The organism is Streptomyces deserti, assembly GCF_054782695.1.
The window spans coordinates 689,807-704,431 of sequence record NZ_BAAGRZ010000001.1; the positions used below are offsets into that span (position 1 = coordinate 689,807).

Consider the following 14,625-nt stretch of genomic DNA (forward strand, 5'->3'; position numbering starts at 1 on the left):
ATGACCCATGACCCATGACGCCGTGACCGCTACCGTTCCTCCCCGGGCTCCCAGTCCAGCAACCGCACCTTCGCCACCGTACGGACGTGGCGGCGCATCGCCGCGGCCGTCGACCGCGAGCGTTTCTTCCGGCAGTTGATGGTGTAGGGGGGGATCGTGGTGGCGGTGGTGTGGCTCGTGATGGTCGTACCCGGCTTCGGGTAGGCAGGCCCCGTCGCGGAACACCCGTACCGGAACAGTCCAAGACAGCGCGAGACAAGACAGCGACAGACAAGACAGCGACAGACAACCCAAGCACAGACACAGACAACAGACAACAGACACAGACAACAGACAAGGAGCACAAAGCGTGTCCTCCCTCTTCCCGGCCCTGACCGACGGCCCGGCCGACCGGCCCGCCCTGCGGTTCGGCGAGCGCTCACTGACGTACGGAGAACTCGCCGCCGCGGCCGGTGCGACCGCGGCGGGGATCCGGGACGCCCGCCGGGTGGCCGTCTGGGCGACTCCGGCGATGGAGACCGCCGTCGCCGTCGTCGCGGCGCTGCTGGCCGGCGTGGCCGCCGTACCGCTCAACCCGAAGTCGGGCGAGAAGGAGCTGGGGCACATCCTGTCCGACAGCGCGCCGGATCTGGTGCTCGCCGCCCCCGGCGACGAAGTCCCTTCCCCGGTGAGGGACTTGCCCCGTCATGACGTGGACGTGCACGGCACCGGCTCCGTCCCCGAGGACCACGCCGACGAGGGCGATCCGGCGCTGATCGTCTACACCTCCGGTACGACCGGCCCGCCCAAGGGTGCCGTCCTCCCGCGCCGGGCGATCGCCGCGACCCTGGACGCGCTCGCCGACGCCTGGCAGTGGACCGGCGACGACGTCCTGGTGCACGGGCTGCCGCTGTTCCATGTGCACGGCCTGGTGCTGGGCACGCTCGGCCCGCTGCGGCGCGGCGGTTCGGTCCGGCACCTCGGCCGGTTCAGCACGGAAGGAGTCGCCCGCGAGCTGAACGGCGGCGCGACCATGCTGTTCGGCGTGCCGACGATGTACCACCGCGTCGCGGAGACGCTGCCCGGCGACCCGGAGCTGGTCAAGGCGCTGACCGGGGCGCGGCTGCTGGTCTCGGGCTCGGCCGCGTTGCCCGTGCACGACCACGAGCGGATCGCGGCGGCGACCGGGCGGCGGGTGATCGAGCGGTACGGCATGACGGAGACGCTGATGAACACCAGCGTGCGCGCCGACGGGGAGGCCCGGCCGGGCACGGTCGGCGTCCCGTTGCCCGGGGTGGAGCTGCGGCTCGTGGAGGACGACGGGTCGCCGATCACGGCGTACGACGGGGAGACCGTGGGCGAGATCCAGGTGCGCGGGCCGAACCTCTTCACCGAGTACCTCAACCGGCCCGACGCGACGGCCGCCGCGTTCACCGCCGACGGCTGGTTCCGCACGGGCGACATGGCGGTGCGCGACCCGGACGGCTATGTCCGCATCGTCGGCCGCAAGGCCACCGACCTGATCAAGAGCGGCGGATACAAGATCGGGGCCGGTGAGATCGAGAACGCGCTGCTCGAACACCCGGGGGTGCGCGAGGCCGCCGTCACCGGGGAGCCGGACGCCGACCTGGGCGAGCGGATCGTGGCGTGGATCGTGCCTGCGGATCCCCAGTCCCCGCCCGGGCTGGAGGAGTTGGCGGACCATGTGGCCCGTCGGCTGGCCCCGCACAAGCGCCCGCGGGTCGTCCACCACCTGGCCGCCCTGCCGCGCAACGACATGGGGAAGATCATGAAGCGGGCGCTGGGCAGCCATGACTGACCGTCTCTCGGCCCGCGAGATCCTCGCCCTCGTCACCGACGACGCCACTTTCGCCGAACTCCCCTCCCCGGCACGGGAGTCCGGACCCGACGGCCCGCTCGCCTGGCCGGGCTACGACGCCTCGCGCGCCCGCGCCGCCGAGCGCACCGGCGAGGAGGAGTCCGTGATCTGCGGCACCGCCCACGTCGAGGGCGCCCGGGCCGTACTGATCGCGTTCGAGTTCGGCTTCCTCGGCGGCTCGCTCGGCGAGCGCACCGGCGACCGGCTGCAGGCGGCGTACTCGTACGCCCGTGAGCACCGACTGCCAGTCGTGCCGCTGGTCGCGACCGGCGGCAGCCGGATGCAGGAAGGCATGGTCGCCCTGACGCAACTCCAGCGCGTGGCCCGCCAGTCGGCGCTCACGCGTCAGGCCGGGCTGCCGCAGATCGCCGTCCTGCGCGACCCGACGACCGGCGGCGGCTGGGCCACGCTCGGCGCGGGCGCCGACGTCGTACTCGCGCTGCCCGGCGCACAGGTCGGCTTCGCCGGCTCCCGGGTCCGGCCGCCGGACGCGGACCCGGCGGCGTACACGGCCGAGGCGCAGGTGGCGGCTGGGGCGGCGGACGCGGTCGTACGGCCCGAGGAGCTGCGGCGGACCCTGGGCCGGTGGCTGCGGCTCCTGACGTCCCCGTCCTCCGCCCCCGCCCCGCCCCCCGAGCCGCTCGGCGCGCGAGATCTCCCCGCCACCGGCTGGGACGCCGTCCGCCGCGCCCGCTCGCCGCGACGCCCCCGCGCCGCCGCCTACCTGGACGCGTACTTCACCCACCGGGTCGCGCTCAGCGGCGACCGCTGCGGCGGCACCGACGAGGGCATGCTGTGCGGTTTCGGCACGCGGGACGGCCGTACGATCGCCTACGCCGCGCAGACCGGGACGGCGACCCGCCCGGCCGGCTACCGCACCGCCGCCCGCCTGCTCCGCCTCGCGGACCGGCTCGGCATCCCCGTGCTGACCCTGGTGGACACTCCAGGTGCGGCGGGCGACGCCGAGGCGGAACGGCAGGGCGCGGGCGCCGCGATAGCCGACCTGTTCGGCGCGCTGGCCGCCGCCCGTACCCCGGTGACCACCCTCGTCATCGGCGAGGGCGGCTCCGGCGGCGCGCTGGCGCTGGCCGCACCGGGCAACACCTGGGTCACACCCGACAGTTACTTCTCGGTCATCGCACCGGAACTCGCCGCCGCGATCCTCAAGCGGCCGCCGCGGGAGGTGCGGGCGACGGCGGACCAGCTGCGCATCCGGCCGCAGGACCTGGTGGAACTGGGGGTGGTCAGGGGAGTCGTCGGCTGAGTCCGGGGGTTGTCGGCTGAGTCCCGGGAGTGGCCCCCGCCTCACCCTCAGCACCCTCCGTCCCCTCCTCGACGCCGCCCGGGCCCTGTGAGAAACCCCCGTTCAGCCGCACCCCGCCCGGCCCCCTCCAGGAGGCACCCGCGTCCCCCCGGCCGGACGATGCCAAGGAGGGAGGCCCGCCGGCCGGCGCGGCCCCCACGGTCTGCGCACTCGGGAGGATCTGCCGTGACCGCCAGTCTGGAGCAGTTGCGCCGCTGCCACTTCGCCGTCGACCTGGGGGCGGCCCGCACCCGTGTGTACGTCAAGGGCGCCGGACTCGTCGTCGACCAGCCGTCCGCCGCCGGCGTGAACACCCGGACCGGCGCGCTGATCGCGGTCGGCGAGTTCGCGGAGAAGATGACGGGCCGTACGCCTGACTACATCCGCGTCGTACGGCCCGTCTCGGGCGGCACCGTCGTCGACATCGAGATGGCGCAGCGCATGCTGCGGCAGCTGCTCGGCGACAAGATGCGCCGCACCCTGCGCCGCAAGCCCTTCCTGCGGGCCGCCGCCTGCACCCCGCACGGCGCCGGCCCGCTGGCCCAGCGCGCCACCATCGAGACGCTCGTCGGACTCGGGGCCCGCAAGGTCGAACTCGTCGACACCCTCATCGCCGCCGCAGTCGGCTGCGGACTGCCCGTGGAGCAGCCCGAGGCCACCATGATCATGGTGTGCGGGGCGGCGGCCACACAGGTCGCCGTGCTCTCCCTCGGGTCGATCGTGACCGCCGAGCGGATTCCGGTGGGCGGCGAGGCCGTGGACCACGCGATCGTGCAGCACCTGCGGCACGAGCACGAGCTCATGCTGCCCAGCCAGTCCGTACGGCCGCTGCAGCTCGCCCTGTCCGGCAACGGACTCACCCCGCACGGCCCGGCGTCGACGGAGATCCACGGGCGGGACGTCGCCACCGGCCTGGCCCGCTCCGTGCAGGTCGACACCGCCGCCGTACGGGACGCCATCCAGGCGCCGCTGACCACCGTCCTCGACGGCATCGGCAAGGTGCTCCGCGACTGCCCGCCCGACCTGGTCGCCGATCTCGCCGACCGCGGGATCATGATGGTCGGCGGCAGTGCGCTGCTGCCGGGGCTGGACCAGATGCTGCGGCAGGCCACCGGCATGCCGGTGCACATCGCCGATCGGCCCGACGTGTGCGCCGTGCAGGGCCTGGGCTACATGCTGGAGGGCAAGATCGAGCCGCTGGCGCTGGATCCGCTGGCGCCATGAGACCGGCGACCGGGGCCCCGGTCTCATGGGCCCCGCCGCCGGGCTCAGCGGACGAACCAGCAGCGCACCGTCGTCCCGTCGTCCCCGGTATGGATCCGGACCAGGTCCGCGACGAGGTTGACCAGCAGCAGCCCGCGGCCGCCGCGCTGGTCTCGGGGGACGGGCCGGCGCCCCACCAGCGGGTCCGCGAGCCGGCCCCGGTCACGGACCTCGCACACCACGTACCCGTCCTCGGGCCACACCCGCAGCGTCCCCGAACCGCCGCCGTGCACCACGCTGTTGGTGGTCAGCTCGGCCGCGACGATCGCCAGGTCCTCCAGTTTGACGCCCGCGAGCCCGAGCCGCGCGCCCTCGCCGGTGGCGACGTGCCGGGCCTGGGACAGGCTGTCGGAGTCGAAGGGGAAGGTGAGGGCGTCCGGGACGAGCGGGAGCGGCTGGTTGTAGCGGGCGACGATGTCGTCGGGTGCGTAGGCGCCGCTGCCCTGCTCGTCGCGGGCGCCGGTGGGGATGACGGTGGGGTGGGTGGCGTACGCGTCGGCGAGGACCTGTTCGGGCAGGCGCCGGACGTCGTAGGGACACAGGATGGTCGCCTCCCGGCCCTGGAAGGCGGCGTTGATCAGCGCCTCGTGCTGGACGCAGGCGGGGTACTCGGTGTCGCTGCGTCCGGCCCAGATGGGTTCGCCGATGATCCGTACCCGCCGGCCGGACGGCTGGGCGTCGGCGAAGGCGCGCAGCACGCCGGGGATGATCCGGCCCGGATTGCGCCCGGCCTCCCGCATGTCCAGGAGCCGTACGGCGCCGGCGTCCTCGCCCAGCGCGTCCCGGATCAGCCGGAGGTTCTCCCCGGGCACGGCCACCGCCACGGGGTCGCCGGCCTTCAGTCCGTCGCGTACGAAGGTGACGGTGCCGTCGAGGTACTCGTCCTGGTCCCGGTAGAACAGGGCGGGATGGACGAAGGGGTCCACGGACCCGAAAGGTTCGGCCACGGCACTCATGACATCGACACCTCGATCGCCGGAAGGTCGGGCCAGAACATCTCCAGTACCCGTCGCAGTGCGGGCGGCGGCCGGTGCACGACCAGCCGCCGTCCGTCCCGGAGCCGTTCGGCGGCGGCCGCGAGCGCGTCGGCGCCCGCGACGTCGACGAACGTCACGTCGGACAGCTCCAGGTAGTACACGTCCTCACCCTCACGCACCGCCTGTTCCAGCACGCGGTGCCATACCACGCGTGTCGTCAGACAGACCTCCCCCGCCGCCCGGACGCCGCTGCGCCCGGTCAACGGGGCCACCGTCAGGCACGGTGCCGGGCCGGGCCCGGACCGCGCCTGCTGTTGAGTACCCACGCCGTCTCCCCACCGCCCGTCTCCCCACGCTCTGGACCACAGCCCGCATACCCGGCCGGGCCCGGCCCATGCCAGAAGTCAGTGTGTAGTGCGCCGTACGGCGGGCAGGCGCACTTCAGTATCCACGGCCGACGGCAGGCCGGGCAGAGGAATGCACGCATTGCCGAGCAGTGACGACCGACGAGGACCGACAAGGACCGACAAGGCGGTGACATGACCTCCGCGGCACCCCTACCTCTCTCAGGAAGGCTGAACACCGTGGTCATCGATGGCCGCGTGGACGCGGACCGGGCCCTGCTCGCGGCACGCGGGGAGCTCGTCCACGGATGCGCGGACACCCTGGCCAAGACGCTGGCCGACCTTCCCGCCGCCACCAGCCGGGTGGACCTGGACATGGGCGGCGTGCACTTCATGGACACGGCCGGACTGCAGTTCCTGGACGTCCTGGGCGACTACGGCCGGCAGCGGTCGCTGCCGGTCACGGCCACGAACTGGAACGGCCAGCCGCGCCGGATCCTGGAGCTGGCCGGCCTGGACACCACCGACCCCCTGAACGCCACACCCCACTACCCCGAAGCGCAGCCCGGCCCGCCGTCGGCGCCGGCGTCGTCGGCGGTGGCCCTGGAGCGTGCTGAGCAGCTGCACGTCCTGCAGGAAGAGGTCGAGCAGCTCCGCCAGGCGATCGTCTCCCGCCCGGTCATCGACCAGGCACGCGGCATCATCATGGCCACCCACGGCTGCGCCTCCGACGAGGCCTGGCACATTCTGCGGGAGACGTCCCAGCTCTCCAACACCAAGCTGCGCACGGTCGCCGAGGCGGTCACCACCAGCGCCCAGGCCGACGGCCCGCCCCTGCCTCCCGAGCTCAGCACGGCCCTGCAGCGAGCACTGACCCGGCGCCGACACTGAGGCCCACCGGGGGATACACAGCCGACCCCGGGTACGCCACGGGTCCGGAGGGACACCCCTGGCGCGGGCGTACACCACTGGCCCGGGGTAAACCACCGCGGCCGCAGGGACACCCACCGGCCCGCAAAGACACCACCGGCCCGGAAGGACACCCCTGGTCCGGAGGCACCCCACCGGCCCGGGGGTACACCACCGCAGCCGCGCCCGCCCGACCCACCTCGCGCAATCACGGCCCACCCCCGCCGCCCGATCTCCGTACGCCCCCCAGCGGGCACTGGCCCGGCACCGACACCGGCCCCCTGCCCCCCCGGGGGGGGGTACACCACCGGCCCCGGGCCACCACCGCGCCCGCGCCCGCCCGCAACCCGCGCCGTACATGAGGACCCGGACGGGAACACCACCGCCACCACGCCCGTCCACGACCCGCCTCTCGCACATGCGAACCCCGAGCCGGAACACCCCCGCGACCACGCCGCCCCCCACCACGCCCACCCGCGCAACCCACCTCGCCCAATACGGCCGGGGGTACCGGTACCCGTGCCCGGGGGGACCCCCGCACCGCGTCCGCCCGCGGCCCCCGTCGTTTCCGGCGGGACGCGGTGGGTACCCGGCAGCGGCCCGCTCTGGCCGACCGCCACGAGGAGACCCCCATGGGCTTCAACCCTCTTGAGCACCAAGGCATCCCCCTGGACCGTCAGCTGCGCAGCTGGCGCGAGCTGGACGTCGAACCGATCGATCCCGACCACACCGACCCCTACACCCGCTGCCGGATCATCACGATGAACGGCATCGAGGTCGAGGCGATCCTCTTCAGCCACCAGCTCGCCCGCCACTGCCCCGACCCCGACGTCAAACGGCAGCTGGCGGAGGTCCGGTACGTCGAGCACCAGCAGCAGAAGGCCGTCAACTGGCTGCTGCCCGGCCTCGCTTCCGTCCTGGAGACGACCATCGCCTACGAGCAGGTCGCGGTCGACCTCACCGGCTGGGTGGCCCGCCACGAACCGGACCCGTACCTGAGGCAGGCCTACGAGTTCGGCGTCCTGGAGGACTTCGACCACCTGTACCGGTACGCCAACCTGTACGAGATGATCGAGCACCGCAAGGCCGAGTCGATCGTCGACGGGCTGACCGAGGTGATGCCGGGCCGGCCCACGAAGTTCCACCACCGCCACGCGGCCGACAACGTGCGCGACCCCTACGACCGCACGACCGTGAACCCGCTGTCCAAGCTGCACGCGCTGACGATCATGTCGGCGGAGCAGCAGACCATGAACTTCTACATGAACGTCGGCCCCCAGTACATGGAGCCGATCGCCCGTCAGCTCTACCAGGAGATCGGCCTGATCGAGGAGGAGCACGTCACGCACTACGAGTCGCTGGTCGACCCGGGCGAGACGTGGTGGGAGCAGCTCGTCAACCACGAGTACAACGAGTGCTACCTGTACCACTCCTTCCTGCAGCAGGAGTCCGACCCGAAGGTGAAGGCCATCTGGGAGCTGCACCTCAACATGGAGCTCGAACACCTGCGGATCGCCTGCGATCTGATGCGCCGACATGACGGCCGCGAGCCGCAGGAGATCCTCGCGCCGGAGCTGCCGAACGTGCTCACCTTCGAGGAGAACAAGCAGTTCGTCCGCGGCCTCCTCGACACCCAGATCGACCTGACCACCCTGGGCGCGGGCTACGTCCGGGACGCGCACGAGCGGTTCGAGCGGATGCAGGAGCAGATCCACGGCGGCGAGGAGCCGCCCAGCGAGCGGGTGATGGCCCAGCACCGGGAGCAGTTCGGCCGCGAGTACCGCATGGAGACCGAGGGCCCGCACCCCGACGTCGCGTCCCGGGAGAGGTGAGCCGCGCCATGGCCGGTACCGCAGCATCCGACGCCGACGTCGTCGCCCTGCTCATGCGCCAGCACGGCGACATCCGCAACCTGTTCGACGAGGTCGAGAAGACCACCGGGGACGAGCGCCGCGCGGCCTTCCGCAGCCTGGTCCAGCTGCTGGCCGTGCACGAGACGGCTGAGGAGGAGGTGATCCACCCCTTCACGCGTACCTCCGTACCGGACGGCGAGAAGGTGGTGGACGACCGCCTCACCGAGGAACGGGAGGCGAAGGAGGTCCTGTCCCGCCTGGACGGGATGGACCCCGACGACCCCAAGTTCCTGCCCGGGCTGCTGTCCCTGCGGCTGGACGTGATGGCACACGCCCGCGCCGAGGAGCGCTACGAGTTCAACCACATCCGCCGCAACGCCGACAAGGCCCGCCTGGCCTCCATGGCCTCGGCGTTGAAGGCCGCCGAGGCCCTGGCCCCGACCCATCCGCACCCCGGCATCGAGTCCGCGGCGAAGAACCTGGCCCTGGGCCCGATCGCCGCCGTCGTCGACCGCACCCGGGACGCCGTGCGCAAGGCCCTGGGCAAGGACGGATGACGAGGCGCTCGCTGGCCGGTGGGGCTCTGACCGGGGTCGGCATCGCCGCGTTCGTCGACGAGACCGTCTTCCACCAGCTGCTGCACTGGCACCACTTCTACGACAGGTCCACCCCGGACGTGGGCCTCGTCTCCGACGGCTTCTTCCACGCCGGGGGCTGGCTGGCGATGGTGGCGGGCCTGTTCCTCTACGCGGACCTGCGCCGCAGGAACGGCCCGCTGCGCCCGGCCTGGTGGTCCGGGGTGTGCCTGGGCATCGGCGGCTTCCAGCTGTACGACGGCACGGTCCAGCACAAGCTGCTGCGCCTGCACCAGATCCGCTACCACGTCGATCCGGCGCCGTACGACTGGACGTGGAACATCATCGCGGTCCTGTTCCTGGTGGCGGGCCTGCTGCTGTGGCGCAGGGCACGGCGCGCGGATGCGGTCCGGCGGCGCGGGCGCTTCACGGGGCTGCGCGGATGACCTCGGGCGGCAGATGACGAGGGAGGTGTGATGGGCCACGGCGTCACCACCCCCGCTCCCCTGCCCGTCCTCGTCCTGCTCTGCTGCCTCCTCTACACGGCGGCAGCCGGCCGGCTGCGCCGGCGCGGGGACCGGTGGCCGTGGGGGCGGGACGCGGGTTTCTGGCTGGGCGGCGGCACGCTCGTCGCCGCGTTCGCCGTGCGGTGGGAGGCGTGGCTGCCGCCGTTCACCGCGCACATGGCCGCCCATCTGACGGCCGGCATGGCGGCCCCGGTGCCGGTCGTGCTCGCCCGGCCGGTCACGCTGGCCCTGCGCACCCTGCCGGTGCCGGGCCGCCGCGCGCTGGTGTCGCTGACGCGCTCCCGGCCCGTCACCGCACTGGTCCTGCCCCCGGTCGCGGCGGCCGTCGACATCGGCGGCCTGTGGCTGCTGTACCGCGCCCCGCTGCCGTCCGCCGTCCACCACAGCCCCCTGCTGTACGTCCACCTCTTCGCCGCCGGGTCCCTGTTCACGTTCGCCCTGCTCGCCCTCGACCCCGTGCGGCACCGGCCGGGGTTCGCCCTGCGGGCCGCCACCCTGCTGGCCGCCGCCGCGGCCCACGCCGTCCTCGCCAAGAGCCTGTGGGCGACGGGCCCGCCGGGCCAGGAGTACGCACCGGCCGACCTTCACCTGGCATCCCAGGTCATGTACTACGGCGGCGACCTCGTCGAGATCGTCCTGGCCGTGCTGCTGGCCACCCAGTGGTACCGGGCACAGGGGCGGGCCCTCGCCCGGCGGGCGGCGATCCGCCCCGACCGCGATGCCGCCGGGCCCGACGGGGTACCCGGTGCCACGTCGGCGGGGCGGATCACTCCCCCGCTCCTCCGGCAGACCGCCGACCGGCCCCGCCAGCAGGAGGCACCACCATGAGCTACCCCACCCCTTCGCAGGCCGAGGGCGAACCCGAGGACGACCCGATGAACCCGGCCGACCGCCCGGCCCCACCCCACTCGACCCCGTCCCAGGCGGAGGGTGAACGCGAGGAGACACCCGCTCCGAACGACACCCAGGGCCTCGGCGCCTAGCCGCCCGCCCCCCTCGTACGCAGCCCTCACCCCCAGCAGAAAGACGGCCGTAACTCCCCACGCCTACGATGACCGCCGGCGAGTGGAGGAAGCATGGCCGTGGACTTGTTGGACAGGCACGCCTATCGCAGGCAGCGGTGGGCGGCGAGGACGGCGCTGGCCGCGGCGGCGCTCGCGGTCCTCGTCCCCCTCGCCTACGGCGGTGTCGGCGGTGCCCTGCTGCTCGTGGCCGGGGTGGCGGGACTGGGCCTGAGCGCGGCGGCGGTGTGGTGGACGCTGACTCTGCGCGGACCGGAGCGGTGGGCGGCGGCGGTACTCGCCGTGTCCGTGCCCGCCGCCGCCGTCGCCCTGTTCGCCGTCACCCTGTTCTGGGCGCTGCTGCTGTCGGTGGCGCTGTGGGGCGTGGCCGTGTGGAGCGGCCGGTACGCCCTGCGCGGTGCCGACAGCACCCGGGTGCTCGTACGGGAACGCCGCACGCCGCCACCGCGGCGCCCCTTCCTGATCATGAACCCGCGCTCGGGCGGCGGGAAGGTGACACGGTTCGCCCTGCGGGAGCGGGCCGAACAGCTCGGCGCACGCGTCGTCCTGCTCGATCCCGACCACCCCCAGGACGTCACCGCCCTGGCCCGGGCCGCCGTCGCGGACGGCGCGGACCTGCTGGGCGTGGCGGGCGGCGACGGCACACAGGCGCTGGTCGCGGCCGTCGCCGCCGAGCACGACGTCCCGTTCCTGGTCATCAGCGCCGGCACCCGCAACCACTTCGCGATGGACCTCGGCCTGGACCGCGAGGACCCCGCCGCCTGCCTCGAAGCCCTCACCGACGGCGTGGAACTCCGCGTCGACCTGGGCTTCGCCGGCGGGCACCCCTTCGTCAACAACGCGTCCTTCGGCGCCTACGCGGCCATCGTGCAGAGTCCCGCCTACCGCGACGACAAGATCGGCACCAGCCTGGCCCTGCTGCCCGACCTGCTCACCCGCCAGCAGGGCCCCCGGCTCACCGCCCACGCCGGAGCCACCACGCTCACCGACCCGCAGGCGATCCTGGTCAGCAACAACCCGTACCGCACCGGCGACCCGCTCGGGTTCGGCCGCCGCGAACGCCTGGACTCCGGCGCGCTCGGCGTCCTGGGCGTCCGCGTGGACAGCGCGGCCGAGGCCGCGGCCCTGCTCCTGGACCCCGAGCCGGACGGCCTGACCATCCTGACCGCGCCCGACGTCGTCATCGAGGCGGACCGCACGGAGATCGAGGCCGGCGTCGACGGCGAGGCCCTGGTCCTGCCCACCCCGGTCCACTGCCGCATCGCCCCCGGCGCACTCCGCGTCCGCGTACCCCGCAAGCGCCCGGGCGTCCCACCACCCCAACTCCGCCTGGACTGGCGCCGCTTGCGCAAGCTGGCGGCGACGGTGGGCCGCACGGCCGCACCCCGCCGCCCGCACCGCCACCGCACCTCGGCCCCCGCCCCGGTCCGCGAACGGACCGGCCCCGAGTGATGTCCCGGCAACCGGAAGCGGGCGCCGGGTCGCGGGGGTGCGCTACGAACGTCCACCGCGCTCGACCTGGCCGGTGAACCGCCGCGCCATGCCGGCGAATCCGTCCGCCTGCTGAGGCCGCCCCTCGCCGAACACCCCGCCGCTCTGCTTCGTGGGTGAGGCCACCCGTCACCCTCCGGGCGATACCTGTCAAGCAAGGACAAAGGGGACTGCCCCGGCGCAAGTAGGTTCGATCACGGGGTAGCCGACCGGCCGTCGACGCTGCGCAGCGCGTGCCGAAGCCGCGGCCACGAGGTGACACGGAAGACCGACACCCGGCCCCGGGCTGCCATCGCCCGTTCAGTGGCATGTGTCGCGTGCGACGGCCCACTACATTGGCCCGCGGCCCGTCCGGGACGGGCCGGTGCGCTGGTCAGGCCCGGTCGGTCACCCGCACGCTTTCATCCCTCGTCCTCACCGCTCGTCCTCACCCCTTGTCCCCATCCCTTGTCAGAGGCCGCTCCCCGCATCGGGGACGCCCCTCGTACGGAGGTCACCGCCATGGCCCAGGATGCGAAGTCCCAGAAGAAGCTGCAGCGCAACCGCTCCACCCTCACTCACAAGGTCGGCTACGCCCTCACCCACCCCGGACGCGTCGCCCCGTATCTCCGCCGCGTCACCCGCGACACCTGGCTGCGCCTGAAGCACCCCGACCACGTCAGCTACTACCGCGCGGTCATGGCCTCCGACACCCGCCGCAACCCGGAGGCAGCGGTCGGCAGCCAGACCCACGAACGCTGGCTGGCACTCGGGCAGATGCAGTTCGACTACCTCATCGAGCACGGGCTGCGACCCGAGCACCGGATGCTGGACATCGGCTGCGGCAACCTGCGCGGCGGCTGGCGCTTCATCGACTACCTCGGCACCGGCAACTATTACGGCATCGACATCTCGCCGGACATCCTGATCGCCGCCAAGAAGACCCTCGTCGAACGCGGGCTCCAGGACAAACTGCCGCACCTGACCATCACCGGCGACCTCACCCTGGACTTCCTGCCCGACGACCACTTCGACGTCGTGCACGCGCACAGCGTCTTCTCCCACTCGCCGCTGGAGGTGATCGAGGAGTGCCTCGCCCACGTCGGCCGCGTCCTGACCGACAAGGGGTTCTTCGACTTCACCTTCGACCGCACCGAAGGCACCGAACACCAGGTGCTGCGCGAGGACTTCTACTACCGCACCGAGACCCTCCTGACCCTGGCCCGCAAGCACGGCCTGCACGGTCGTTTCATGGACGACTGGGAGAAGCGGCCCCACGGCCAGTCGAAGATCCGGGTGAGCCGCTCCCCGCTGCTGGACCCCGATCGATCCGAGGAACTGACCCCGGCCGGCCGTACCGGCACCGGCAAGACATCCGTCAATGAGTCTGCGTCGCAGCAGTGACCGGATGCCGCATACCGTCCCGTTGGCGTGTGCCCTCCCGATCGGCCGCCTGTCAGACCGTGTCGCGCGCCAGGGCCTCCCCCGCTACCGAGGGACGCCGAACCAGCACCACGGGCGAACCGGCCGGGACGGGCGCGCCGTGACCGTCCCGGGCACGCCACCGGGCGCGCGGCCGGTCGCGCCGGTCGAGGACCCACGCCTCGGCCCGGGCGATCAGCGGCTCGAACCACGGCAGCGCCAGCAGGATCAGCAGCCCCGCGGCCCAGCCGAGCAGGACATCGCTCAGCCAGTGCGTACCGAGGTAGACGGTGGTGAGACCGACGCCGAGCGCCATCGCCGCCGACAGTGCGGACAGCCAGCGGCGCGCTCTCGGGGTGGAGGCCAGATACGCCAGGACGCCCCAGGTCACCACGGCGTTCGCCGTGTGGCCGCTGGGGAAGATGTCGCCGCCCAGACCCATCCCGCTCGAGCCGATCACGGTCGCGTAGTGCGGGCCGAGGCGGCCCATACCGATCTTGGCGGCGCCGACGGTGCCGTTCAACAGCAGCAGTGAGACGCCGAGCACCAGCAGCGGCCGGAAGAGGTGCTGCCGCCACGAGCGCCAGCCCAGCCACGCGGCAACCATCACCGCGGTCGGGCCGCGCTGGCCGAGCACCACGTAGTAGTCGGCGAAGGCATGCACCTCGGGCCACTGCTGATACGGCCGGAAGAACATCAGTCGCCAGTCGAGCCGCACCAGCCACGAGGTGGTCGCCACGGCCCAGACGATCGCCAGGTAGAAGAGCAGCGTCGCGGCGAGCAGCACGACGCGGTGCCGGCTCGTCTTCTGCACATCGATGTGTGCCGGCCGCTCCGGCTCACGGTCCAGCCTGGCGAACAGCCGGTCCAGACGCGTGAGTGTTCGTTCGGTTCGCACTCCATCGACGTTACAGAATGTGAGTGGATACCAGCTCTCCGTGCTGCGCCCTTCGGTGTGGCGATCGTGAATCCTGGCACCGCCGGGCTTGTGCACGTCTCGTGATATTCCACCGCCTGCGCGTCACGGGACTTACCGCGGAACACATGGTCGCCAAAGCAGCCGCGACTTCACCCGTGCCCGAGACATCGCCACCAGGATGCG

General features: G+C 72.9%; 14 protein-coding genes and 2 pseudogenes. 11 read left to right on the forward strand and 5 right to left on the reverse strand.

Annotated features, from left to right (window positions below):
- Window positions 1-29: 29 nt before the first annotated feature.
- Window positions 30-116: pseudogene (locus ACYVMZ_RS03115) on the reverse strand (GntR family transcriptional regulator); the annotation flags it as partial.
- A 233-nt stretch (window positions 117-349) separates the two neighbouring features.
- Between ACYVMZ_RS03115 and ACYVMZ_RS03120 the strand changes: the two are divergent.
- The 3 genes from ACYVMZ_RS03120 to ACYVMZ_RS03130 all read left to right on the forward strand — a co-directional run bounded on the left by ACYVMZ_RS03120 (window position 350) and on the right by ACYVMZ_RS03130 (window position 4,385).
- A complete protein-coding gene (locus tag ACYVMZ_RS03120; RefSeq protein WP_461075133.1) occupies window positions 350-1,798 on the forward strand; it encodes an acyl-CoA synthetase in 1,449 nt (482 codons plus the stop codon).
- Window positions 1,791-3,122 (forward strand): carboxyl transferase domain-containing protein, encoded by a 1,332-nt coding sequence (locus ACYVMZ_RS03125; RefSeq protein WP_461075135.1) that lies wholly within the window; start codon window positions 1,791-1,793, stop codon window positions 3,120-3,122. The genes ACYVMZ_RS03120 and ACYVMZ_RS03125 overlap by 8 nt, the downstream gene beginning before the upstream one ends.
- Before the next feature lie 225 nt (window positions 3,123-3,347).
- Window positions 3,348-4,385 carry a rod shape-determining protein gene (locus ACYVMZ_RS03130; protein WP_461075137.1) on the forward strand — a complete coding sequence of 346 codons (1,038 nt, stop codon included), beginning with the start codon at window positions 3,348-3,350 and terminating at the stop codon, window positions 4,383-4,385.
- A gap of 44 nt (window positions 4,386-4,429) precedes the next feature.
- Here ACYVMZ_RS03130 and ACYVMZ_RS03135 read toward each other — a convergent pair whose 3' ends face one another.
- The gene (locus tag ACYVMZ_RS03135) at window positions 4,430-5,380 is read right to left on the reverse strand and encodes an anti-sigma factor RsbA family regulatory protein (RefSeq protein WP_461075139.1); all 951 of its coding nucleotides are present in this window, start codon (window positions 5,378-5,380) and stop codon (window positions 4,430-4,432) included.
- Window positions 5,377-5,673, reverse strand: coding sequence for an STAS domain-containing protein (locus tag ACYVMZ_RS03140; protein WP_461076319.1), 297 nt, complete (start codon window positions 5,671-5,673; stop codon window positions 5,377-5,379). The genes ACYVMZ_RS03135 and ACYVMZ_RS03140 overlap by 4 nt, the downstream gene beginning before the upstream one ends.
- A gap of 267 nt (window positions 5,674-5,940) precedes the next feature.
- On the opposite strand from ACYVMZ_RS03140, the gene ACYVMZ_RS03145 reads away from it, so the two are divergent.
- The 7 genes from ACYVMZ_RS03145 to ACYVMZ_RS03175 all read left to right on the forward strand — a co-directional run bounded on the left by ACYVMZ_RS03145 (window position 5,941) and on the right by ACYVMZ_RS03175 (window position 12,083).
- On the forward strand, window positions 5,941-6,636 hold the full coding sequence (locus tag ACYVMZ_RS03145; RefSeq protein WP_461075141.1) for an ANTAR domain-containing protein: 696 nt from the start codon (window positions 5,941-5,943) through the stop codon (window positions 6,634-6,636).
- Window positions 6,637-7,286: 650 nt separating this feature from the next.
- Window positions 7,287-8,486, forward strand: coding sequence for a hypothetical protein (locus tag ACYVMZ_RS03150; protein WP_461075143.1), 1,200 nt, complete (start codon window positions 7,287-7,289; stop codon window positions 8,484-8,486).
- An 8-nt stretch (window positions 8,487-8,494) separates the two neighbouring features.
- Window positions 8,495-9,064, forward strand: a complete 570-nt coding sequence (locus tag ACYVMZ_RS03155) for a hemerythrin domain-containing protein (RefSeq protein ID WP_461075145.1) — start codon at window positions 8,495-8,497, stop codon at window positions 9,062-9,064.
- Window positions 9,061-9,528 carry a DUF2243 domain-containing protein gene (locus tag ACYVMZ_RS03160; protein ID WP_461075147.1) on the forward strand — a complete coding sequence of 156 codons (468 nt, stop codon included), beginning with the start codon at window positions 9,061-9,063 and terminating at the stop codon, window positions 9,526-9,528. Before ACYVMZ_RS03155 ends, ACYVMZ_RS03160 begins: the two co-directional genes overlap by 4 nt.
- A gap of 30 nt (window positions 9,529-9,558) precedes the next feature.
- On the forward strand, window positions 9,559-10,437 hold the full coding sequence (locus ACYVMZ_RS03165) for a cytochrome c oxidase assembly protein (RefSeq protein WP_461075149.1): 879 nt from the start codon (window positions 9,559-9,561) through the stop codon (window positions 10,435-10,437).
- Window positions 10,434-10,592 (forward strand): hypothetical protein, encoded by a 159-nt coding sequence (locus tag ACYVMZ_RS03170; protein WP_461075151.1) that lies wholly within the window; start codon window positions 10,434-10,436, stop codon window positions 10,590-10,592. Before ACYVMZ_RS03165 ends, ACYVMZ_RS03170 begins: the two co-directional genes overlap by 4 nt.
- Window positions 10,593-10,685: 93 nt before the next feature.
- Entirely contained in the window at window positions 10,686-12,083 is a 1,398-nt protein-coding gene (locus ACYVMZ_RS03175; protein ID WP_461075153.1) for a diacylglycerol/lipid kinase family protein, read from the forward strand.
- 42 nt (window positions 12,084-12,125) lie between these two features.
- Here ACYVMZ_RS03175 and ACYVMZ_RS03180 read toward each other — a convergent pair whose 3' ends face one another.
- Window positions 12,126-12,248 carry a hypothetical protein gene (locus ACYVMZ_RS03180; protein ID WP_461075155.1) on the reverse strand — a complete coding sequence of 41 codons (123 nt, stop codon included), beginning with the start codon at window positions 12,246-12,248 and terminating at the stop codon, window positions 12,126-12,128.
- A gap of 375 nt (window positions 12,249-12,623) precedes the next feature.
- Between ACYVMZ_RS03180 and ACYVMZ_RS03185 the strand changes: the two genes are divergently transcribed.
- Complete coding sequence (locus tag ACYVMZ_RS03185) at window positions 12,624-13,505, forward strand: class I SAM-dependent DNA methyltransferase (protein WP_461075157.1); 882 nt, start codon at window positions 12,624-12,626, stop codon at window positions 13,503-13,505.
- 61 nt (window positions 13,506-13,566) lie between these two features.
- Here the strand turns inward: ACYVMZ_RS03185 and ACYVMZ_RS03190 are convergent.
- Window positions 13,567-14,421 (reverse strand): annotated as a pseudogene (locus ACYVMZ_RS03190) (phosphatase PAP2 family protein); the annotation flags it as partial.
- Window positions 14,422-14,625 lie beyond the last annotated feature (204 nt).